The organism is Francisella salina (assembly GCF_000219045.1).
GTDB lineage: Bacteria > Pseudomonadota > Gammaproteobacteria > Francisellales > Francisellaceae > Francisella > Francisella salimarina.
This window is the reverse complement of sequence record NC_015696.1, coordinates 718,172-739,693: the sequence shown is the minus strand read 5'-3', so window position 1 is coordinate 739,693 and position 21,522 is coordinate 718,172. Positions and strand designations below refer to the sequence as shown.

Here is a 21,522-nt window from a genome sequence, read left to right as displayed (position 1 = left end):
CACCTAATCTTGGCCTAATAAATAAATTTTACTTGTTTCTTCACCGGCTACTTTAAAAGAGATCTTAAGTGCAGCAGTCGAGTCACTTCTTATATTCACAAGCTCTTTTTTCAATGACTTCCAGTCTATTTTAGCATTTCCTTGTTGAATATCTGAATTTAAAACATACTCAATCTTTAAATCAGTCACATCACTTATTAATTCATATATTTGTGAATCGTCTGCATTTTGCTTCACATATTCATACAGTGAGTATATTTCATTACCATCTTTGTCTTTTTTATTAGTAGATGCGACAAAGAATACCTCTAATATATACTTACCAACGTAATCACCAATTTTAAATTTACTTTCTACACGCTTAGTTGTAGAAACAAAATCATACGTAACAGCCCCAACTTTAACAAGATCACATTCATATGAGTTACATAATACCAAGTAATCATTCATAGAAAGGTCTTTTTCAGGCAATGTATCCTTTTGAAATTCATTTACTTTAAAAATATTATTTGATGAATTTGACTTTAAAGTGGAATCTAAGCTACTTCTTTGAATCATTAAAAAATCACTCTCAGGCTGTACACAGTGGATGTCCTCGTCAATATTCATATTTCTGAGAGCTTCATCATTTAGCATTCGTTCCTTACATAGCTCAACAGGCATACTTAATCCTTTAGGAAGGCTTTCAAAATTTTGCGCAGGTGACTTACCAATTGTAACTATACCCATTTTCCCAAAGATATCTCCAAAGTTATCCCCTGAGTTATCCACAAACTGTTGATATATGTCTCCATATTTAGTTGTAAAGCCTGCTTGTCCGATTGCATTATAGAAAATTTGCTTAATCAATAGTTGATCAGAGTTTATCCTATGTTTATCACTGAGCCTTATATATTGCTTTTTCATATCAATATATATTCCAATAGCCATACCCATCACTATAGCAGCTATAACCATTGCAACCATTAGCTCTGGCAAACTAAAACCTGCAAACTTTCTAACTCTCTTCAACACCATCAGCCTTTATATCTCGCTCAATAATTTTGACCCTATCAGCCACTCCCATCTGATCATCTATTGCCGCAATATTTACTACCTTGTATACAATATCGACACTATTAGCAGCGTCTTTTTTTGCTTTCTTATCAGCTTTTGCTGCCATTTTTTTGATATCAGATACACTTAGTGATTTAAATCTATTCACAGGCTGTTTTTTTTCTTCCGGCCTTATATCATTTTCTTTCTCTAAAACAACAGTTTTTATAAACTCTATACCATCATCTGTCTTAGAATCATCAAATACTCCTGTAAGACGATATATACTCACTCTTTCATCAAGAAGAGTTGCTATCTCATCTTTCCTATTTTCAAGAGTTATATTCACAAGAATACTGTTTAATAAGATAAATCCTGATGATAAAACAAATAATAAAATCAGAGCAGCAATCATTGATTCTACAATACCAAATCCTGCCTGCGATCTTATACTTTTCAGAAGCATTGAAATAAATTAGATTAAAATTGAGAAAATTAAGCTTCTTTGAATCTTCCAAAAGACATTAATTTATCATATCTTTTAGCATTTCTTTCTTCTACAGTCATTTCTGACAATACTTTCAACTCTGCAGCAACTGCTTTTCTGATATTAGCAGCTGTTGTATCATAGTCTCTATGCGCTCCACCTAACGGCTCTGGAATAACTGCATCAACTATTTCTAACTCTTTAAGACGACCTGAAGTTATATTCATCATTTGCGTAACTTCAGACGCCTTTTCAGCTGTCTTATGTAGAATTGACGCACATCCTTCAGGAGAGATAGTAGCGAAGTAACTATATTGAAGCATAAGTAATCTATCACCAACACCTATACCTAACGCCCCACCAGAACAACCTTCGCCAATCACGATACAAACCACAGGAACTTTAAGCGCACTCATCTCTAATAAGTTTCTTGCGATTGCTTCACTCTGACCACGCTCTTCGGCTTTGATACCTGGGTACGCACCTGGAGTATCAATAAAAGTAACGATTGGCATGTTGAATTTCTCAGCTAATTTCATAAGTCTTAGCGCTTTACGATAACCTTCCGGATGCATCATACCAAAGTTATGCTTAATCTTACTTTTAGTATCACGGCCCTTCTCTTGGCCTATAACCATGACAGGCTTATTATTTAATTTTGCTAAACCACCAATCACAGCTAAGTCATCACCAAATGCTCTATCGCCATGTAGTTCTTGAAAATCTGTAAAAACTAGTGATAGTAAATCTTTGAAATATGGTCTATCTGGATGACGAGATAGCTGAACTACCTGCCAGTCTGTAAGCTTAGAGTAAGTTGACTCCATAAGCTCAAGTCTTTTTTTACCAAGCTTCTTAATTTCAGCTTCTGTTTTATCATCTTCATACACATGAGATAATGACGTAATTTTATCTTCGATTTCCTTTATCTTTGACTCAAAGTCTAAATAATTCATTACTTTCTCCTTTCTAAATACAAATCAATTCGTAAAAATAGCTAGATTATATTCTAAAGCATTTTAACAAAATAAAAAAGCTACAACGAATCATTTTGAAGGTTTGTTATAGTAGTTAATTATAATATAATCTCAAACATAAAATTTTGAAATCTGAATATTAACAGCTATGCAAAAAACCTCTAATCACACACCTATGATACAACAATATCTAAAAATTAAATCTCAATATCCAGACATATTACTATTTTATAGGATGGGTGACTTTTATGAACTTTTTTTTGATGATGCGAAAAAGGCTGCAAATCTATTGGATATTACTCTTACAGCACGTGGTAAGTCTAATGGTGAATCGATACCTATGGCTGGAGTTCCCTATCATGCTGCTGAAAACTATATAGCTAAGATTGTCAAAAAAGGACTTTCGATCGCTATATGTGAACAGGTAGGTGATCCAAACATGTCGAAAGGTCCCGTTGACAGGCAAGTAACACGAATAATAACTCCAGCAACAGTTTCAGAAGAAGCTTTTTTAGATAGTAATCAAGACAGTATCTTAGTAAGCATCTATAAAAAAAGTGATAAATATCACATAGCATACACAAGCTATACTCAAGGTAAAATATACTTAACAAATACTATAAAAGACCTCTCTGAACTAAAAAGCCAAATTTTGAAACTCTCGCCACAAGAAATAGTAACCAATTCCCAAGATCTTGCTGAACAAAATATTTTTGACAAACCAACAAAAGTTCTAGAAGAATGGTACTTTAGTGATTTTGAAACAAAAAAACATATAACTAATTCCTTTGATAAAAGTTTTACAAACAACATTTTAAGTCTTTATAAAAAAGAGCAGTTAATAGCAATCGGATCAATACTTGCTTATTTGACAAGTACACTAAAAAACACACCCAAACATATAACAGATATTTGCTTAGATGAAGACCAAAACACACTAAAAATAGATGCTAATAGTAGAACTAACTTAGAATTAGACAACAACTCAAAAAGTAGCCTCTTAAACATAATAGATAAATGTAAAACCAGTCTAGGAAGTCGACTTTTAAGAAGATACTTTAAAAATCCTACTAGAGATCTAAATAAAATATCTTCTCGTCACAATATTATAAAAGCCTTTAAAGAACAGTATTATTTCCTAAAAATCCAAGAAGTCCTCTTTTACATAAATGATATTGAAAGAATAATTTCACGTGTTGCTCTAGGAACAGTAAAACCCAAAGATTTAGTCTCGCTTCACACATCCCTTGAACAACTACCTAAACTTAAAGATTTACTTAATCAAAAAAATACAGATGAAATTATAAATATAAATAATCATATTCATCAAATCGATGAACTCACAGACTTACTAGATAAAGCTATTATAGATAATCCTCCGGCGACCATTCGTGATGGAGGTGTTATCAAACAAGGCTTTGATCAAGAGCTCGATGAACTAAAAGGGTTAAAAGATAATTCTTACGGTTTTTTACTTAACTTTGAAACACAAGAAAAACAAAAAACAGGTATAAACACCTTAAAAGTTGGCTACAACCGTGTACATGGTTATTACATAGAGCTATCAAAACAGTACGCAGATAGAGTTCCAACCGAGTATATTAGACGCCAGACTCTTAAAGCAAGTGAACGCTACATTACTGATGAACTTAAAACATTTGAAGATAAAATTCTCTCAGCAAAAGAAAAGGCTTTGGCTAGAGAGAAACTTATCTACGATACTCTATTAAATAAAATTCTAGAGTACTACTGTCAAATCCAAGAAACTGCAGTAAGTATTGCAAAAATAGATGTGTTAGCAAACTTTGCAGAAAGAGCTATCAAACTAAACTTAAATCAACCTAAGTTTAATAAACTTGGTAAACTCGACATAAAAGAAGTTCGTCATTTAGCAATTGAGCAAAATATCGATGAACCTTTTATACCTAATGACACGCTATTAACTGCAGACACTCATACACTAGAAATAATAACTGGACCCAACATGGGCGGCAAATCCACATATATGCGCCAAGTTGCTCAGCTTGTTTTTTTGGCATATATCGGTTCATTTGTACCAGCTAATTATGCGGATATTTGTGACATAGATACCATATATACCAGAATTGGTGCTTCAGATGACATCTCTAGTGGTAGATCAACTTTTATGGTAGAGATGACAGAGACTGCCTATATCCTAAATAACGCAACTGAAAAATCACTAGTGATCATGGATGAGATTGGTAGAGGTACAAGTACGTTTGATGGTTTGTCTCTTGCGAAAGCTTGTGCTGAAAAATTTGCAAAAATAAGCTCACTCACTCTTTTTGCCACTCACTATTTTGAACTTACAGAATTAGTTAACCAGTATCAAAATATAAAAAACATACACTTTGAAGCAAAAGAATATAAAGATGATATCTTTTTTATGCATAAGGCAATAGCCGGTGCTGCTAAAAAATCTTACGGAATCCAAGTAGCTAAGCTAGCAGGTATTTCAGCAGATGTTTTAGAGTCAGCAAAGAAAAATCTACGTGACTTAGAAAAAAACCAATCAAAACCAAGCTCACCGAAGCAACCTCAGAAAAATCTCAAACTTGAACTAATAGCAAACGATGAAAACACACTCAAAACCAAGCTTAAAAACATAGATATCAATACTATAACTCCTATAGAAGCATTAAATATTCTCTTTGAATTAAAAAAACTCTAATTTAGTTATATAAACTTTTTCAATTTGCTATAATTTCTTAAATATAAATTTGTAAAGTCTTAGGAAAAACTATGCAAGACAATGAAAATCAACCTTCTTTCTTAATTCAAAAAGTGTACACAAAAGATGTTTCACTAGAAACAGTTAATTCTCCAGCTTGTTTTAAAGATCAGTGGGATCCTAGTTCAGATTTTAATATTGATATAAACACAAAGAAAATCAATGATGAGACTTTTGAACTTGACCTAACAATTACAGTAACAACCAAAAATAAGCAATCTAACGCTTATATAGCTGAAGTTACTCAGTCTGGCATATTCACAATCACTGGCATGGGTGAGGAACAGGTTGAATCAGTACTTAATACATACTGTGCCAATACTCTTTTCCCTTACGCAAAAAGAGTTATTGATTCGTCTATAATTAAAGGGGGTTTTTTACCTCTTAATCTAGCACCAATCAACTTTGATGCTATATACATGCAAAAAAAAGCAAACCAATCTCAACAACCAGCACACTAAGTTAAGAGTAGCATATGAATAACCCCGAGAATAGTTTCATCAAAATTTTAGGATCAATAATGATCATAGTAGGTACTATGATAGGAGGAGGAATACTCGCACTACCTATTATAACTGCTAAACTTGGTTTTGTGATTGGATCTATTCTTATAATTCTTATCTGGAGTATAATGACTTATACTGCTGTCGTTATCTCAGATATTTCTTGCTCAATGCCTTATGGTAGTAGCTTTAAAACTATTGCTGAAAAATATCTTGGTAAAGCTGGAGGTATTGTAGCTAGTATAGCTTTCCTAGTATTAATGTATTTTATTAGTACGGCATATATATCAGCTGCTGCTTCATCATTATCATCATCATTTCCAAATCTTGATGAAAAAATATCATCCTTAATCTTTGTAGTTATTTTTGGAAGCATTGTAGTATTAGGAACAAGGTTTGTTGATTATGCCAATAGGTTTTTTATAATACTAAAAATACTAGTTCTAGTTATTTTATGTGTAGTATTTAATAGTTACATTGAAGTTCCTAATCTTTTTGTTGCTCCAGTTGATTTGGGAGTTTCTCTAATTATTGCAATTCCAGTTTTTACAACCTCTTTTACATCACACATCATAGTCCCTGCGCTTTCTGACTATCTTGGCAAAAATGCCAAAGATATGAAACGCATAGTTATAATTGGTAGCATTATCCCTCTTATATTATATATAATTTGGGTATTTACTATCTTAGGTGTCTTACCTTTACATGGTCCCGTAAGCTTTATGGACTCGATATTTAACCATATACCTGTTGATAAAGCCAATATCGGTGACATCCTTAAAACTTTAGGAGATAAAGTAAAAACCCCTACAACTGATGCAGTACTTCATATTTTCACTTATGTCGCTATTATGACATCCTTTTTAAGTGTTAATCTGTCTTTATTCCACTTTAACTTAGACACATATAAATTATATAAAACAAAAAAGGTCATTGGATATTCTATAGCAACAATTTTGACTTTTGCTATACCACTGATAATAAATCAAATGGATCCTGATATATTTATTTATGCTATGACCTGCGTTGGCCTATCAATAGCTGTTTTGTTGATGATTATGCCCGCTCTTATGGCGTTTAAGATAAATAGCCTTGGCGAGAGCTTTAACTATAAGATATCAACTCATAAAAGCCTATGGCTAATTTCTTTACTTTCTGGTGTAATAGTAATACTGTGTGTAGTTATCTAATTAAATAATGACGAATATTGAACACATTAATAGTTTTCTTGAAAATTTACTTTACCTAAAAAATTATTCACAACAAACCATCGATAATTATCGCAGAGATTTGGTACAATTAAATGACTCAATTGATAATAACAAAGATATAAGTCAATTAAAAAATAATGATATTCTAGCATGGATTAAGAAGCTTCACGCTCAAGGTAACTCATCTTCAACCTTGCAACGCAAACTAAGTTCTCTTAGAAGCTTTTATAATTTCCTAGTAAATAATGAAATTATACAAAACAATCCTACAACAGGTATCAAAGCACCTAAAAATAGCAAAAAACTGCCAAAAGCTATAAATACAGATGAGTTAGCATATTTACTAGATATCAAACCAACCAATAATATAGAGGCTCGAGATATTGCATCATTTGATCTTTTATATAGTTGTGGGATAAGACTTAGTGAGCTAGCTTCAATAGAGTTAAAAGACATCAATATAGATCAAAAAAGTATACGTGTAATTGGTAAAGGCAATAAAGAACGAATTGCATACTTTGGTAACAAAACATTAACAAATTTAGACAGATGGCTCAATATCAGAGATGCTTATAATCCAAAATGTAACTATCTCTTTATCTCACAAAATGGTGAGCATTTAACAAATAGATCAATCCAAAAACGTATTGAGATCTTTGCACAAAAATATGCAACAAAACATATACATCCTCATATGTTACGCCACTCTTTTGCTACCCATGTTTTAGACTCATCCAAAGACTTACTTGCTGTAAAAGATTTACTTGGTCATGCTGATATTTCTAGTACACAGATATACATACATTTAAACTTCCAGCAGTTAGCAAGTGTTTTTGATAAAGCACATCCACGAGCGAAAAAGAAATCATGAATATTTACGATTTAGCAGTAAAATCTCATATTGAAAATATTATAGATATTAAATTTGAATATATTTTATCAAACCAAGACAATAAGTACTTATATGTCGAGGATAATATCCTAAAACTACATTACAAAGATAAAGAGTTATTTATAGATTTTAATAGTAACGAAACTCTAAATAGGATAAATCCTAAAACTAAAAAATGCAGTATTGTCCAAGCAGTTGAGGGTCGCTCAAAAGACAAACTAAATATTCTAGATACAACAACTGGTCTAGGCAGAGATACATTTACACTGGCAGCTAGAGGACATAAATTAACTTCACTAGAGAAAGATTCTTATATTTTCGTATTACTCGCAGATGCACTCAATAGAGCAAGACAAACTCCTAACTTAAAAGATACTGCCAATCAAATAGAACTAATTAATATAGATGCTAATGAATATATAAGTACTACTAGTATTTCTTTTGACTGTATATATATAGACCCAATGTTTCCGCCACGCAACAAAAGCGCCAAAGTCAAACAAGGAATGCAAGTCTTACACGATATTGCCTTTAATAACGATGAATCTAACACAAATTTACTCAAAAATATTATCTTATCGAAAAAAACCAAAAAAGCTGTTGTAAAGAGACCTATTAATGCTGATTTTCTTTTTGGTAAAAAACCAACATCTCAACTTAAAGGTAAAACAAATAGATTTGATGTATACAGTCTATAACTGTATTAAACATTTCTCTTAGCGTTTGTATATGCTGCTACAATGGTAACTCCAGCAATGAACAAAAGTACAGCTGATACCCAGTAATATGGAATAAAATCTCTTATATTTTGAGGCGCATTACTAATAACCATCGCAGAATTTGCATAATTAACAGCATAGCTAATAAATACTACAGAAAAGAATAATAACCCTATAGCTAACCTAAATGCAACAAATATAGCTCCTATTACAATTAGCATATAGCATAGATAATCAAATCCAAATAATAACTCGTAATCGAGTATATATGGATTAACATATTTATACATCACACCAACCCATAATAATAGGACAATCAAACTAGCAACTATCGCTAGCAATCTTACTTTTTGAGTCGGTTTAGTATAGTTAGATTGTTTGAGCCAAATATATCCAGCTACCACAGTTGTTAATATTTGTGCTGATAAGTAGATAAATGAGGTTGTAATCCCATATTTACCATAAATAAAGACCTTTATAATCAAACTAGCAAGCATAAATATCCAAGCATATTTATTTTTCTTATAAAGTAAAACTGCAAACCCAAGTAAACATGCATTAGCTATACAATCATAAATAACATAATTTAATGTAATCATACTATTAGTAAAACTTTTTCTTAATTGATGTAGTATAAACATATATAATTGTAAATATAAAGTTTTAAAATTTATTTGTTTTATGATTTATTTAAAATACTTATATCCACTAATATTATTAGCTCTCACTAATAGTATTCTATATGCAAGTGAAGATGATTTCGTCTACACATGGAAAGCGCCCAATGGTACAGTAGTATTCTCTCAAGCTACTCCTGTCTTTGATCAGGAATATGAAAAAGTTGGAGTAACACACAAGAACCAAATTCATCAAAAATCACCCGTAGAGCAACAACTTGCATCATTAAAACAAAACAACTTATATTTAAACTCTGATGATACTCAAACCGATAGCCAAACCCAAACAAATAACTCAGGTACATTAAAAGTAAAAATAATTTCTCCTGCAAATGGCGAAAATAGGTTTGTACATAATGAAAAGCTACCTATAGTTTTAGAGCCAACATTAACTGCGGAAGATCATCCTATATTTGTAGTAAATGGCATACCTTATCCCGCTCACTTTGGAAATGGAGTATGGAGAATCAACAGACCAAACCCAGGACCTGTCACAATCTCTGTTAGAGGAAGTACTAAAGATCATAAAATCATTACTTCCAATGACTCGGAATTCTTCAGACGTCAAGTTCTAGGTCGATAAATTAATCTATCTAGGCTTTTGATTATTATCAATTTTATATATACTTTAAGATAGCTAAAAATTTGAGATTTCAATAATGTCTAACTTTCATAAAATTATTTTAACTGCTCTTATGTCAGGATTTAGCTTTATATTTCTTGCACAAGCCGCTGACGACACTACTATTTATTCATGGCGCTCTGAGAGTGGCACTGTCGTATTTTCGGAAGAAAAGCCTAGTGATGGTACTGATTACAAAATTATTGAGGTTGGCCAACCTACAGTTGTTGATACCAAAGCCACTAAAGATATCAATTCTAGTAAGCCTGTAAAAATTAATCAAAATGATATATCTAAACTGAATAATTCTAGTTTAGCTGAAAAAAATAAGGAAGTATTAGAAGAGAATCAACAATCTGGGAATCTAAGCGTACAAATAACTTCTCCAGCTAATGATGCTAATATTTTCACCAAAGAAGATAAGCTAGCTATATCGACAAATCCTGCCATAGCTGCTGATGACAAGCCAACTTTTATAATTAATGGAACTGTTATGCCAGCAACATTCGAAGATGGCCAGTGGAAAATTGCTAGACCAACACCTGGAGAAAACAGACTTAGCATAGCTGGACAAACAGCTAACGGTAGCGAAATTAAATCAACAAATGAAGTAACTTTCTACATCAAAAATGGTTGGTTACAACAAGCAAAAAACACTGGAAACTACAGAGGAAAATAATAATTCATTCTTTTTTATTACTACTCTTCATCCCAGTTAACTTCTATAAATTTCTCAGGACTTTTTTCCTTTAAATGTTTTAGGTTAGGACAGCTTGATGTATGTATAACGACTCCCTTTGAGACACTCATATAGCCCTCAATTTCATCTGGATAAGTTGGTTGACAACATTTTGCCATTTCATACTTCATACCATTAAATCCTGATACTAGAACTTTAGATATTTTAGTTTTGGCTGTATTTGCTCTATTTTGCTTCTTGACAAGCTTTTCTTCTGCTGAATACGTATCAATTATATGATTAACAATACTATTGATTCTAACAGTACCGCTCTCAACAGCAACAAATAAACTATCGCCACTTTTCATATTAAACTTATTTGCTACTTCTACAAAATCAATTTCTTTAAGATCATAGCCTTTTAGCTCTTTAAGTAGCCTATCTTTGCCCAGAACTATATTATCTTCTTTGTTTTGCTCATTAAACCATTTAGTTACTCTAGATCTGTTTCTAGCAGAAGATAAATATCCTAGACTCTCTGAGGCCCAATCCTTACTTGGATTTGGCTCCTTTCCTGTCAGAACCTCAACTTTGTCACCAGTTTTTAACTTTGTTGTTAATGGAACTATCTTACCATTTAGTTTAATACCTTTAGTACGGTGACCAACCATTGTATGTACTGAATATGCAAAATCAAGAACTGTAGAGTCTTCAGCCAAATCAATTAACTCATTAGCAGGTGTGAATACATAAAGCCTCTTATTAAGCTCTTTTGTAATTTGACTATCATCTTCGTTGATTTCTTTTTCCCATTCTAGAAGAGATCTTAACCATGCCACTCTAGCTTCATAAGATGCATCAAACTTAACACCCTCTTTATAACGCCAATGCGCAGCAAAGCCAAGTTCGGACTCCTCATGCATTTTATGCGTTCTAATTTGAACCTCAATATTCTGCTGACCTACTTTGACAACAGTATGTATAGATTTATAACCGTTAGATTTAGGGTTCGCGATATAGTCACTAAACTCTTCAGGAATAGGCGAGTATAGATTGTTAACTTCAGCTAGTACCTTATAACACTCGTCAACATTATTTGTTATAACCCTAACCGCTGTAATGTCGTACAGCTCATTGATATTTTGATACCCTTTGTTTTTAAACTTTTTATATATACTATATATATGTTTAACTCTACCCTGAATGCCCGCATCCAAACCATATTTCTTAAGTATTTGCTTTAACTCATCGATAACATGATTAAGAAACTCTTCTCTTTCTTTACGTGTAAAACCTAGACTCTTAGCTATCTTTTTATATTCTTCTTGCTTCAAAAAGAAAAAAGCTCTATCTTCTAACTCCCACTTAACAGCCCCTAATCCAAGCCTATTTGCTAATGGTGCATAGATATCTAGAGTTTCTCTAGCTATAACTCTTTGTGTATTACTATTTAATGACTTTAGATGCCTTATAGTACATAATTTATCAACTATCTTAATTAAAACGATTCTGACATCTTCTATGATTGTCAAAAGCATTTTTCTAAAAGTATCTATTTGCTCTAATGAAATATTATCTGAACGATACATTCTAATAGCTGACATTTTGCGAGTACCTTGCAAAATTTTAACTACTGTTTGATTAGTCGCTTGCTCAACATCTTCATCAGATATATCACCAAAATTATATAGTTCATATAAAATACCTGCTGATACTGATTCTTCATCTGCTTTGATTTTAAAAAGCATATATGCCATCTCGATAGCATATAAAAATGAACTAATACCGGTTGGATGACGTACTGATTTGGCACTCTTGCTTTTCAGAAGCTCTAATGACGCTGCTATAATTCCAAACTTATCGCTAGTATAAAAACTTTTAAGCTCGGATATTAAAAGATCATCTTTTATCTGACCATCACTATCCAAAAGTTTAGAGTCAATAACTTGCATAATTTCCCACTTTTTTAAAAAAAATACAAAGTCAGTCTATAAGCCGGGTTCTGTAATAGACAGTCATTTATCTAGACTTGCTGTTGCCAACAAGCTCAAGCGACCTACCCTGCTACAATACGAGCAACATCTTAGTAGCGCTATTTGGTCTTGCTTTAGATGGGGTTTACAATGCCATTGAGTGTTGCCACCAATGCGGTGCGCTCTTACCGCACCTTTTCACCCTTACCTTTTAAACAAAGGCGGTATACTTTCTGTTGCACTTTCCGTAGGCTCACGCCCCCCAGACGTTATCTGGCATCTTGCTCTATAAAGCCCGGACTTTCCTCACTTATAAAAAGCGCGACTGTCCGACTGACTTTGTATTATTAGCTTTCTCTAATTTTTGCTAACTCAATGTTATAATTAGATTTTACCGAATTATATTCTTCCTGCAAAGCAGATATCTTAGCATTATACTGCTTTTTTATTCTTATAACTTCAGATTCAAGATTCATTCTATCGTTACTTAGTTTTAGTCTGTATTTATTATATTCCTCTTGTAGACTTATCCTATCACAGCGAACAGCCTGTATTAGATTAAATATTTCAACTAGTTCATCTGGAAACTGCTGAAGCTTTTGTACACTAAACTCAGCTACATCAGGTTTTCTGTTATTATGGTTATTTGCAAATTGATAACTACCACTAACATGTGATCTTTTTTTGTAATCAAAAGTAGGTTTTTTCATAGAAATATAAAAGATTTGAAAGTTAATAAAATTATATATGAGGTAATCTACCAAAGGCTACTAATAATTGCAACGCAATAATACCTACACCACAGAATAATATCAAAGATAAATAAAACTTACTAATAATACTATTTTGCCCCTGCTTAGACCTTATAACCCAAACCATTAGTGCAGGTTGCACAATCAAAAGCACAGACACAAAAATACTTGCATATCCCAGAGCTGCTATAAAACTATTAACAAAATATATCGCAAAGAATAATGGAGGTAATAGCGTAACGACCAGAGTAATCAGCTTTTTTCTAGAATTTAGAGCATACAAATCTTGATTAAATGAGAATAATGCTAATGCCACACCGAGAAAAGATGTAATAATTGCAAAATTCTCAAAAAGTCTAATAAAAACTAATGGAGCTCTTTGTCCTAAACTTACATAAGCTTCTGCTAATGTTTTACCTGAATGACTTAGATCAATAAAACCATTGCCACCATATAAATTTATAGTCCCTAGAGTTGCCATAACCCAAACCAAGTAGACAACTAGTGGAGCTAATGCCCCAACAGCTACTGTTCTTTTAAATACAATATCATTTTCAAAATAGTTCCTAATCGCAGGAATCACAATATGAAATCCAAAAGATGTTACAAGTATTGGGATAGAAAACCAAACATATTCAACACCTAATGCTCTACTCTCTAGTATAGCTGGGCGTATTTGTGGAGCAACAAAATATATAAACAATACAAAAGCCAAAACTTTAAGACTCAAGAATAGTTCATTAACTCTAAATACAACCTTAATTCCTTTATAAAGGAAAAATCCAAAAATAAATGTAAATAGAAGCTTTGCAAAACTATCACTTTCAAAATTAAACCAACTAGTGATATATGTCTTAAAAAGCTGTCCCCCCATAAAGATATAAGCTGTAAGCAACGAATAGAGCAATAACAAATAAAACAACAAATTCATTACTCTACCAGACTTACCTAGTATATTATGAGCAATTGAATCCATATCAGTACCTAGTGGCTGTGAAACATTTGCTTCGACAATCAATAAAGCTGTTGCATACATTATAATCCAAACTAGAAACAGCGCCATAAGCGCATAGTTAAACCCAACAGCTGCTACTGCAAACGGAATACCAAGCATGCCAGCACCTATTGCTGTACCAGCTATGATAGCCACTGCGCCTATCTGTTTAACCTTCGAAACATCCTTCACCGACTTTCTTCTCACTTGGTAATTACAAAACACTAAATTATAGCAATTTTAATTAAAAAAAGGCAACCCAGACTGCTTTGTCAGAACAAATATCACCATCAAAAATACACTGTAGAGATTATTTTTTTGATACCTTAATTTAATAAAAAATATGCTAAAGTATAAGTGTGAGTATTTACAAAATACTCACGAAATAGAATTATTTTAATTTTTATGAAGAAGGAGATCAATTATGAGATCAAAGAAAAAAATATTAATAAGCAGTATCTTGGCTACAATATTCTGTTATGTAGTACCCGCAAACTCAGCGACGACATATCAACAAGGAAAATCCTATACAGCTGGACAAATTGTAGTAGGTACAGATGGCAATCAATATCAATGTAAACCATTCCCTGCTAGTGGATGGTGTGGAATGTCTGCGTCACATTATGCTCCTGGTAGTGGTAGCCATTGGCAAGATGCTTGGACAGAAATAAGTAATGCCAACACATCAGATAACAACCAGACTCCTACAGATAATACCAACACTAACACAAATAACAGCAATCCTGGAAACTCAAGCAGCTCTAACACTAGCGGTTCTTGGCAGGCTAATAAAGTCTTTGTTGGTGGAGATCATGTTACATACAATGGTAAAGCATATAAGGCTAAATGGTGGACAAAAGGTGACACTCCGGGCTCCGCAAATGTATGGGAACTAATTGAATCACCCAATACCGATGACTCTACAAATAATAACAATACTCAAGATAGTGTCAATAATAGTGATAACCAAAGTTGGGATAGTAATAAAACATATTCCCAAAAAGGCGATGTTGTAGAATATAAAGGTATATTGTACGAAAATCAATGGTGGACAAAGGGTGATACTCCTGGTAATGCTCAAGTATGGAAAAAAATTGGCCCTGCTCCAGATAGTGATGACAATAGCAATAATACAGAAGATACCAACAATGTTGTAAAAGCTGCTGTAACAGTAACTGGTTTAGGACAAAATACAGAAACTGTAATCTTCACCTCAATACAAGACTCCACGCTCGTAAAATCTTATGAATTTAAAGAAGGTACTAACGAAATAAACCTACCAGTGGGTAATTACAGCATCATCGATGCATCTCCTGAAAGTAGTAAATTACTAAAACTTGATGGAGAAATTGTAGCAGTGACTAAGGATGCTCAAATAACTCTAGCATATGAGAATTATACATCAGATGAAGACCATTCAGAGGTAACTAATTCTGAACTAGAAAAGCTATTGCCTTTCAGTGATTTTGAAAAAGCATTTCCATATGCCACAAACGGAGCATGTACAGCCAAAAATAATGGCCTAAAAGGTTTATATGATGGTCTAATAGCTGCTGCTGCCAACTTCCCTAGCTTTGCTAACCCAGAAGCCATTCCTGATAGAGTTGCCCAAAGCCAGCAACAAAAAATAGAGCTAGCTAAACGAGAAATTGCAGCATTTTTGGCAAATGTATCGCAAGAAACAAATGGTGGCTGGGCTACAGCCCCGGGCGGCAAATATGCTTGGGGACTATGTTTTATAGAAGAGGTCGGATGTCAAAACGGTGGTTGCTCACAATATACTGACCAAAATCCTAGAAACCCAGCCCACAAGGGAGTTCCAGGACAATTTTACCATGGTAGAGGTATGATCCAACTATCGTGGAACTATAACTACGGTCTATTCCAAGATTTCTATAATGAGAAATTTGCAGGTAACAACCCTATCAACCTACTTGCTAACCCAGGCTTAGTACTTAGGGACTACAAAATAGCATGGACTTCTGCATTATGGTTTTGGATGACTCCACAGCCTCCTAAACCATCAGCTCATGATGCTTTACTGGGTATTTGGAGACCAAGTAATGATGACTTAAATGCTAATCGTGTGCCGGGTTTCGGCATGACTGCAAATATTATAAACGGGGGAATCGAGTGTAATAAAGGTGGAAATACCGAATCTTATCAAGTTAGTAATAGAAATAACTTCTACACCCGTTTAGCTGATATCATCGGAACATCTACTGGCGATAACTTGGGTTGTAGAAATATGAGAAGTTACTAGCCTATAAAATATAAGAGTAGTAATTAACAACTTTATTATCATAATTAGTACTACTCCAATAAAAATCTAATCTACATATAACACTTTGTCTTTTTGCTCAAATTTATATTTAATTCATAACTTGAGCTGATAACCTAAATTTCATAATTTCTTTGTTGATTTTGATAGCAGATAAAGACAAACTTGCTAATTAAATTTCTAAATCATATTTAAAAATATCATGAATATACAAAGAAAGGCCGTATTTGCCTTTTTATAGTCACCATTCTTTGGGGAACAACATTTCCTCTAGTTAAGATCTCTCTTGAGTATGTCTCACCTGGGCTTTTTGTAGCTTTTAGACTAGGGTTATCATGCTTATTATTCTTACCTTTAATTTTAAGAGCTAGGTTTAATAATAAGCTCTACTTACTAAAAGTGGGGGCTATATTTGACTCACTTGAAGGTATGAGTTTTTATTTTCAGACTCAAGGACTATACACCGTTTCATCAAGTGTTTCTGCATTTTTGACAGCTTTGAGTGTAATTATGATTCCTTTCATAGGAAGTCTTTTTAAGGTAGATCGATTAACAATTTATGGAATAGTTGCTTCTGGTGTTTCATTATTAGGGATATATGCACTATCTGGCGCAAGTTTTGATAACTTTACTATAGGTTATCTTTGGTCAGTATTATGCGCTCTGATGTATGCTGTATCAGTGGTATATCTTAGCTATGAAACTAGAAAAGATTATCGCAGCGAGGCTTTTAAAGACTTGCGTCTACTAATAATACTGCAAGTAGCTTTTGGTATACCTATGCCTTTGATAACAGATGTATCATCGTTTATGTATCTTCACTTTAACTATATATTAGTAATCGCTATAGTTTTTTGCTCAATTTCAACAATTACTTGCTACTACTTACAGAACACTTATCAAAAACACCTAAGTATGTCCCAAGCTGCTGTTATCTTCTCTTTTGAGCCTATTTTTGCAACAATTTTTGGGAAGCTTATCAATGATGAAAAAATATATTTATCAACGATTATTGGAGGCTCATTAATACTGGTAAGTTACTTTATAATTGAAATAGGAAATAGAAAAAGGCAAGTCTAAGCTCTTGGATCAAAATTCATTTTTTCTTGCATTTGTTTATAGAACTCTTTTTTCTCATCAGTATCAGCAGCTGGTAATTTGACATCATAGACAATATAAAAATCTCCATCCCCAAGACCTTTACCTTTGATACGCATTTTACGCCCCGATTGACTACCCTCTGGTACTTTCATTTTCTTCTTACCATATGGAGTATCTATTTCTAGTGATGTACCAAGAGCCGCCTCCCAAGGTGCTATATTAATATGCTCATAAATATCATTGCCATCAATCTTATAGTTTTTATGATCGACCACTTCAACTTTGATATATAAATCTCCAGCTGGAGCGTTTGCTCCAATGCCTGCACCACCTTTACCTTTGACACGTAGTTTTTTACCATTACCCATAGCAGGTGGTATTTTGACATCTACACTTTTGTGCTGCATAGTTGGCATACCGTTAGCACCTGCTTCTTGATAGCTATACGAAACTGTTCTAGAGCCACCTTTGATAGCATCTTCAACATTCAAACGTAAAGAGATATTTATATCCTCACCTTTTCTAGCTCTTGGTTGACCTCCACCAAAGCCTCTTGCACCAGCTCCACTGCTACCAAAAAGATCTCCAAAAATATCACCTAAATCCTCGAAATTGAAACTTTGAGAGCTTCCTCCACCTTGAGAAAAACCTCCAAAGCCGCCTCCAGCCCCACCAAAACCGCCTTGCTGAACTTTGTCCCAGTTTTCTCCATACGCATCATAGAGTTTTCTCTTTTCTTTATCACCTAAGACATCATAAGCTGTTTGAATTTCTTTAAACTTATCTTCAGCCCCTTTTTCTTTGTTGACATCCGGGTGATATTTTTTTGCTAATCTTCTGTATGCTTTTTTTAACTCAGCTTCTGAAGCATCTCTACTAACTCCTAGTAAAGAATAATAATCCGCCATATTTTAAACTCCCAAATACTTTCAAACATATCCAACAAATAGATAATATGGATACACAATTAATGTTATAAAATTTCCTGCTATTAGATATAGGGATTAATTAGCGAAAAACAAGTGATATGGTTAAATTATCTAAAAATTATTAAAAGTTTTATATATTACTTATTACTAGCAAGTGTATATATAAATCCAGCCAACAAAGCCCATGGACAATTAAATATAAGATTAGCGTAAAACACATCATTTCCAGCATTTGATGCGAAGAAGCCATCGCCGGAATAAGGCATTCTTATCATATAGTTAAAAAGTATAACTATCAAAGCCATAGCAGCACTTCTTACCCAAATATTCTTTGGAAATGGTGAAACAAGAAGTAGTGCCCATACACCACCCCATATCATCATACGGTATAACTCTAGCTTTAGATCTTCATTTAGGTTTAAACTATGAGTTGTAACCAAAATCCAAATAATCTCTATAACCAGTCCACTGATTAATCCTGCCATATAGGCAGTAAATACTTTACTCAACAAATCTCTAAAACTATTCATAACAGTTTCTCCAACTCTATTGCTGAATTGTCGCAATACTATAAATAACACCAGCGAGTAATGCCCATAAAGAATTAAAAACAATATTCATAACAAATACTGCTGTGCCAGCATTTATAGCAAAGAAACCCTGACCAGCTAATGGCATTTTAACCAAAAAGTTAAACAATATAACAGCTAAACCAATAACTATGCTTTTGATAAGAATATTTTTGGATATAGGTAATGCAAATAATATAGCCCAAACACCACCCCATACCATTAAGCGATAAAGCGTATATTTAAATTCATCATTAAGCTCAACTCCATGCTGACGAATAAAAATAAACAAAAAATATAAAACACAGGCACTAATTAATCCCGCCATAAAGCCCACAAAAGTTTTATTTAAAAAATTTCTCATTATAATTGCTCCTTAATTTTTTCGTAACAGTAAAATTCATAACAACGGTACAGCGTAGTCCATAAAACTAACAGTGTATAAATCAAGCCTAGTACAAATACTGTGCTCGGTAATAAAATCATAACTATAAAAAAGATAAATGTTTCAGCTCTTTCAATTAAACCTGGGCTATAGTAAAAGCTTTTAGAAGACTCTTTTTGACTGAATATCCCTACTAGCAAAAAACTACTAATACAGACAATAATAGACATCATCATTAATAAACCAACCCATGCAATATCAAGTTGATTAATAAAAATAACGATAATAATAAAACTCTCTACAAAACGATCACTTAATATATCTAACATAGTTCCAAATGATGATGAACTATTTTGTAGACGCGCAACTGAGCCATCTAAAATATCTAGATATCCTGATAACAGTAGCAAAAACACACACAAGTATTGATTCATAAAAAATGATACTGCAGCAACTAAACCACAGATTAAAGATAGTATTGTAACCACGTTAGGAACTATTATAGGCGCTACAAGCTTAGCGACATTATCAACGAAGATTTTCTGAAAAGTTGGTCTGATTTTTTGTTCTATCATAATCTTTTACCAAATACTTTCATTAACAGTCTAACTAAGCGTCTAACTTTGTTACTATATAGCTTCGGTGTGAAATAACTTCCAGCAATTCTTTTATTTAGCTCACTCAAAGTTGGATACGCCACAATATGAGAGGCTATATCTTTTATCTTTAATTTATTTTTGATTGCTAAAGTCCACTGTACAATTAGCTCACTAGCGCTTTCACCAACAATAGTAACCCCTAATATATAACCTTTTCGGCTAACAGCCACTTTGACTAAGCCATTAGTTGCTAGGCTTGCGACTGCTCTATCATTATTTTGATATGACAGTTTCAGAATTTTTGCACCTTGATCTTGAGCCTGTGAGATATCTTGACCAACATGTGCGATTTCAGGGCTAGTATATATAGACCATGGTAAGCTACTATAATCAACTTTTGCTGGTAACTTGAATAAGATATTTTGGATCACTATACCAGCATGATAGCCTGCCACATGAGTGAACTGATACCCTCCGGTAATATCACCTATAGCATAGATATTTTTATAGTTTGTTCTCAAGCGCTTATCAACATTTATATCTCTAGAAGTATATCTAACACCCGCATTATCTAAATTTAACTTAGCTAAATTTGGCTGTCTCCCAGCTGCAACTAATAGATGCGACCCCTCGTAGTATTTATCGCCACAACAAACATTTATCTGTTGGTTTTGCTGTTCAATCTCTGTGATATTTACATTTGTAATTATATTGATACCTAGACGATCAAACTCCTTAATCACAACTTTGCGACATTCACTATCAAGCATACCCAAGATAGTATCTGAAGCTTCAAAAATTGTAACTTGGCTACCCAACAAAGCATAAGCCTGTGCTAGCTCTACACCTATGGGTCCACCACCGATAATCATTAAATGCTCTGGTTTTTCTTTAAGCTCAAAAATTGTTTCATTGGTCAGATAATCAACCGTATCTAAACCTTTAATATTAGGAATACTTGCTCTTGAACCTGTAGCTATAACAATATATTTAGCCTTGATAATATTATCACCCGCTTTGACCGTATAGCGACCGACTATCTCCGCATATTCTTGGATAACTTTGACGCCTAATTTCTCAAAACGTTCGACTGAGTCATGTGGCTCTATTTTTGCTATAGTAGCTTTGATATGTGCTTGTACCTTGGCGTAATCAATATCTATGCCATCTACATTTATACCAAAGTCTTTAGCCTTATTTAATTTTGTAATAACTCTTGAACCTTCTATAATTGCCTTAGATGGTACACAACCATAATTAAGACAATCACCTCCCATCTTACCACCTTCACAAAGAACTACGCTTGCACCCATTTGTACTGCACCAGCTGCTACAGAAAGTCCACCTGAACCACCACCTATAATACAAATATCTGTTTTAATCAT

20 protein-coding genes, 1 other RNA gene and 1 pseudogene are annotated in these 21,522 nt (G+C 33.3%); 9 read left to right on the top strand and 13 right to left on the bottom strand.

Annotated features, from left to right (window positions below):
- Positions 1 to 3: 3 nt before the first annotated feature.
- Genes F7308_RS03670 through F7308_RS03660 form a run of 3 tightly spaced genes read right to left on the bottom strand, consistent with a single transcriptional unit; the run spans position 4 to position 2,478 of the window.
- The gene (locus F7308_RS03670; RefSeq protein WP_041263648.1) at positions 4 to 1,017 is read right to left on the bottom strand and encodes a PilW family protein; all 1,014 of its coding nucleotides are present in this window, start codon (positions 1,015 to 1,017) and stop codon (positions 4 to 6) included.
- The gene (locus F7308_RS03665) at positions 998 to 1,501 is read right to left on the bottom strand and encodes a type IV pilus modification PilV family protein (RefSeq protein WP_041263646.1); all 504 of its coding nucleotides are present in this window, start codon (positions 1,499 to 1,501) and stop codon (positions 998 to 1,000) included. Before F7308_RS03665 ends, F7308_RS03670 begins: the two co-directional genes overlap by 20 nt.
- Positions 1,502 to 1,530: 29 nt before the next feature.
- Positions 1,531 to 2,478, bottom strand: a complete 948-nt coding sequence (locus tag F7308_RS03660; protein ID WP_013922498.1) for an acetyl-CoA carboxylase carboxyltransferase subunit alpha — start codon at positions 2,476 to 2,478, stop codon at positions 1,531 to 1,533.
- A gap of 169 nt (positions 2,479 to 2,647) precedes the next feature.
- On the opposite strand from F7308_RS03660, the gene mutS reads away from it, so the two are divergent.
- The 5 genes from mutS (at position 2,648) to F7308_RS03635 (ending at position 8,555) form a co-directional block, all read left to right on the top strand.
- Entirely contained in the window at positions 2,648 to 5,191 is a 2,544-nt protein-coding gene (gene mutS, locus F7308_RS03655; protein WP_041263644.1) for a DNA mismatch repair protein MutS, read from the top strand.
- A gap of 71 nt (positions 5,192 to 5,262) precedes the next feature.
- Positions 5,263 to 5,712 carry a protein-export chaperone SecB gene (gene secB, locus F7308_RS03650; RefSeq protein ID WP_013922496.1) on the top strand — a complete coding sequence of 150 codons (450 nt, stop codon included), beginning with the start codon at positions 5,263 to 5,265 and terminating at the stop codon, positions 5,710 to 5,712.
- Positions 5,713 to 5,726: 14 nt separating this feature from the next.
- Positions 5,727 to 6,944 (top strand): amino acid permease, encoded by a 1,218-nt coding sequence (locus tag F7308_RS03645; protein WP_013922495.1) that lies wholly within the window; start codon positions 5,727 to 5,729, stop codon positions 6,942 to 6,944.
- Positions 6,945 to 6,951: 7 nt separating this feature from the next.
- Entirely contained in the window at positions 6,952 to 7,836 is an 885-nt protein-coding gene (xerA, locus tag F7308_RS03640) for a site-specific tyrosine recombinase/integron integrase (RefSeq protein WP_013922494.1), read from the top strand.
- Positions 7,833 to 8,555: a class I SAM-dependent methyltransferase gene (locus F7308_RS03635; RefSeq protein WP_013922493.1), complete on the top strand. Its 723-nt coding sequence runs from the start codon at positions 7,833 to 7,835 to the stop codon at positions 8,553 to 8,555. Before xerA ends, F7308_RS03635 begins: the two co-directional genes overlap by 4 nt.
- Before the next feature lie 5 nt (positions 8,556 to 8,560).
- Here the strand turns inward: F7308_RS03635 and F7308_RS03630 are convergent, their stop codons facing one another.
- Positions 8,561 to 9,175 carry a hypothetical protein gene (locus tag F7308_RS03630; protein WP_013922492.1) on the bottom strand — a complete coding sequence of 205 codons (615 nt, stop codon included), beginning with the start codon at positions 9,173 to 9,175 and terminating at the stop codon, positions 8,561 to 8,563.
- A gap of 82 nt (positions 9,176 to 9,257) precedes the next feature.
- Between F7308_RS03630 and F7308_RS03625 the strand changes: the two genes are divergently transcribed.
- Together F7308_RS03625 and F7308_RS03620 are read left to right on the top strand one after the other, a co-directional pair.
- Positions 9,258 to 9,836, top strand: coding sequence for a DUF4124 domain-containing protein (locus F7308_RS03625; protein ID WP_013922491.1), 579 nt, complete (start codon positions 9,258 to 9,260; stop codon positions 9,834 to 9,836).
- Between the two features lie 76 nt (positions 9,837 to 9,912).
- Positions 9,913 to 10,554 (top strand): DUF4124 domain-containing protein, encoded by a 642-nt coding sequence (locus F7308_RS03620; RefSeq protein WP_013922490.1) that lies wholly within the window; start codon positions 9,913 to 9,915, stop codon positions 10,552 to 10,554.
- A gap of 20 nt (positions 10,555 to 10,574) precedes the next feature.
- Here F7308_RS03620 and F7308_RS03615 read toward each other — a convergent pair whose 3' ends face one another.
- The 4 genes from F7308_RS03615 to F7308_RS03605 all read right to left on the bottom strand — a co-directional run bounded on the left by F7308_RS03615 (position 10,575) and on the right by F7308_RS03605 (position 14,465).
- Positions 10,575 to 12,506, bottom strand: a complete 1,932-nt coding sequence (locus F7308_RS03615; protein WP_013922489.1) for a RelA/SpoT family protein — start codon at positions 12,504 to 12,506, stop codon at positions 10,575 to 10,577.
- A 23-nt stretch (positions 12,507 to 12,529) separates the two neighbouring features.
- Positions 12,530 to 12,868: RNase P RNA component class A (gene rnpB, locus F7308_RS09945), an RNA gene on the bottom strand.
- 6 nt (positions 12,869 to 12,874) lie between these two features.
- Positions 12,875 to 13,237 carry a hypothetical protein gene (locus F7308_RS03610; RefSeq protein WP_013922488.1) on the bottom strand — a complete coding sequence of 121 codons (363 nt, stop codon included), beginning with the start codon at positions 13,235 to 13,237 and terminating at the stop codon, positions 12,875 to 12,877.
- A gap of 31 nt (positions 13,238 to 13,268) precedes the next feature.
- Entirely contained in the window at positions 13,269 to 14,465 is a 1,197-nt protein-coding gene (locus F7308_RS03605; RefSeq protein ID WP_013922487.1) for an amino acid permease, read from the bottom strand.
- 232 nt (positions 14,466 to 14,697) lie between these two features.
- Between F7308_RS03605 and F7308_RS10390 the strand changes: the two genes are divergently transcribed.
- The gene (locus tag F7308_RS10390) at positions 14,698 to 16,536 is read left to right on the top strand and encodes a glycoside hydrolase family 19 protein (protein ID WP_013922486.1); all 1,839 of its coding nucleotides are present in this window, start codon (positions 14,698 to 14,700) and stop codon (positions 16,534 to 16,536) included.
- Positions 16,537 to 16,756: 220 nt separating this feature from the next.
- Positions 16,757 to 17,634 (top strand): annotated as a pseudogene (locus F7308_RS03595) (DMT family transporter).
- On the opposite strand, the gene F7308_RS03590 reads toward F7308_RS03595, so the two are convergent.
- The 5 genes from F7308_RS03590 to F7308_RS03570 all read right to left on the bottom strand — a co-directional run bounded on the left by F7308_RS03590 (position 17,631) and on the right by F7308_RS03570 (position 21,522).
- A complete protein-coding gene (locus tag F7308_RS03590) occupies positions 17,631 to 18,563 on the bottom strand; it encodes a DnaJ C-terminal domain-containing protein (RefSeq protein ID WP_013922484.1) in 933 nt (310 codons plus the stop codon). The pseudogene F7308_RS03595 and the gene F7308_RS03590 sit on opposite strands and share 4 nt — an antisense overlap.
- 158 nt (positions 18,564 to 18,721) lie before the next feature.
- Complete coding sequence (locus F7308_RS03585; protein WP_013922483.1) at positions 18,722 to 19,114, bottom strand: hypothetical protein; 393 nt, start codon at positions 19,112 to 19,114, stop codon at positions 18,722 to 18,724.
- A gap of 16 nt (positions 19,115 to 19,130) precedes the next feature.
- The gene (locus F7308_RS03580) at positions 19,131 to 19,517 is read right to left on the bottom strand and encodes a hypothetical protein (protein ID WP_004287132.1); all 387 of its coding nucleotides are present in this window, start codon (positions 19,515 to 19,517) and stop codon (positions 19,131 to 19,133) included.
- Positions 19,517 to 20,113, bottom strand: a complete 597-nt coding sequence (locus F7308_RS03575) for a CDP-alcohol phosphatidyltransferase family protein (RefSeq protein WP_013922482.1) — start codon at positions 20,111 to 20,113, stop codon at positions 19,517 to 19,519. Before F7308_RS03575 ends, F7308_RS03580 begins: the two co-directional genes overlap by 1 nt.
- Positions 20,110 to 21,522 (bottom strand): dihydrolipoyl dehydrogenase family protein, encoded by a 1,413-nt coding sequence (locus F7308_RS03570; RefSeq protein ID WP_013922481.1) that lies wholly within the window; start codon positions 21,520 to 21,522, stop codon positions 20,110 to 20,112. Before F7308_RS03570 ends, F7308_RS03575 begins: the two co-directional genes overlap by 4 nt.

Coding starts and splice junctions, on each gene's coding strand:
- F7308_RS03670 (WP_041263648.1), bottom strand. CDS start 1,017: ATGGTGTTGAAGAGAGTTAGAAAGTTTGCAGGTTTTAGTTTGCCAGAG.
- F7308_RS03665 (WP_041263646.1), bottom strand. CDS start 1,501: ATGCTTCTGAAAAGTATAAGATCGCAGGCAGGATTTGGTATTGTAGAA.
- F7308_RS03660 (WP_013922498.1), bottom strand. CDS start 2,478: ATGAATTATTTAGACTTTGAGTCAAAGATAAAGGAAATCGAAGATAAA.
- mutS (WP_041263644.1), top strand. CDS start 2,648: ATGCAAAAAACCTCTAATCACACACCTATGATACAACAATATCTAAAA.
- secB (WP_013922496.1), top strand. CDS start 5,263: ATGCAAGACAATGAAAATCAACCTTCTTTCTTAATTCAAAAAGTGTAC.
- F7308_RS03645 (WP_013922495.1), top strand. CDS start 5,727: ATGAATAACCCCGAGAATAGTTTCATCAAAATTTTAGGATCAATAATG.
- xerA (WP_013922494.1), top strand. CDS start 6,952: ATGACGAATATTGAACACATTAATAGTTTTCTTGAAAATTTACTTTAC.
- F7308_RS03635 (WP_013922493.1), top strand. CDS start 7,833: ATGAATATTTACGATTTAGCAGTAAAATCTCATATTGAAAATATTATA.
- F7308_RS03630 (WP_013922492.1), bottom strand. CDS start 9,175: ATGATTACATTAAATTATGTTATTTATGATTGTATAGCTAATGCATGT.
- F7308_RS03625 (WP_013922491.1), top strand. CDS start 9,258: ATGATTTATTTAAAATACTTATATCCACTAATATTATTAGCTCTCACT.
- F7308_RS03620 (WP_013922490.1), top strand. CDS start 9,913: ATGTCTAACTTTCATAAAATTATTTTAACTGCTCTTATGTCAGGATTT.
- F7308_RS03615 (WP_013922489.1), bottom strand. CDS start 12,506: ATGCAAGTTATTGACTCTAAACTTTTGGATAGTGATGGTCAGATAAAA.
- F7308_RS03610 (WP_013922488.1), bottom strand. CDS start 13,237: ATGAAAAAACCTACTTTTGATTACAAAAAAAGATCACATGTTAGTGGT.
- F7308_RS10390 (WP_013922486.1), top strand. CDS start 14,698: ATGAGATCAAAGAAAAAAATATTAATAAGCAGTATCTTGGCTACAATA.
- F7308_RS03590 (WP_013922484.1), bottom strand. CDS start 18,563: ATGGCGGATTATTATTCTTTACTAGGAGTTAGTAGAGATGCTTCAGAA.
- F7308_RS03585 (WP_013922483.1), bottom strand. CDS start 19,114: ATGAATAGTTTTAGAGATTTGTTGAGTAAAGTATTTACTGCCTATATG.
- F7308_RS03580 (WP_004287132.1), bottom strand. CDS start 19,517: ATGAGAAATTTTTTAAATAAAACTTTTGTGGGCTTTATGGCGGGATTA.
- F7308_RS03575 (WP_013922482.1), bottom strand. CDS start 20,113: ATGATAGAACAAAAAATCAGACCAACTTTTCAGAAAATCTTCGTTGAT.
- F7308_RS03570 (WP_013922481.1), bottom strand. CDS start 21,522: ATGATTAAAACAGATATTTGTATTATAGGTGGTGGTTCAGGTGGACTT.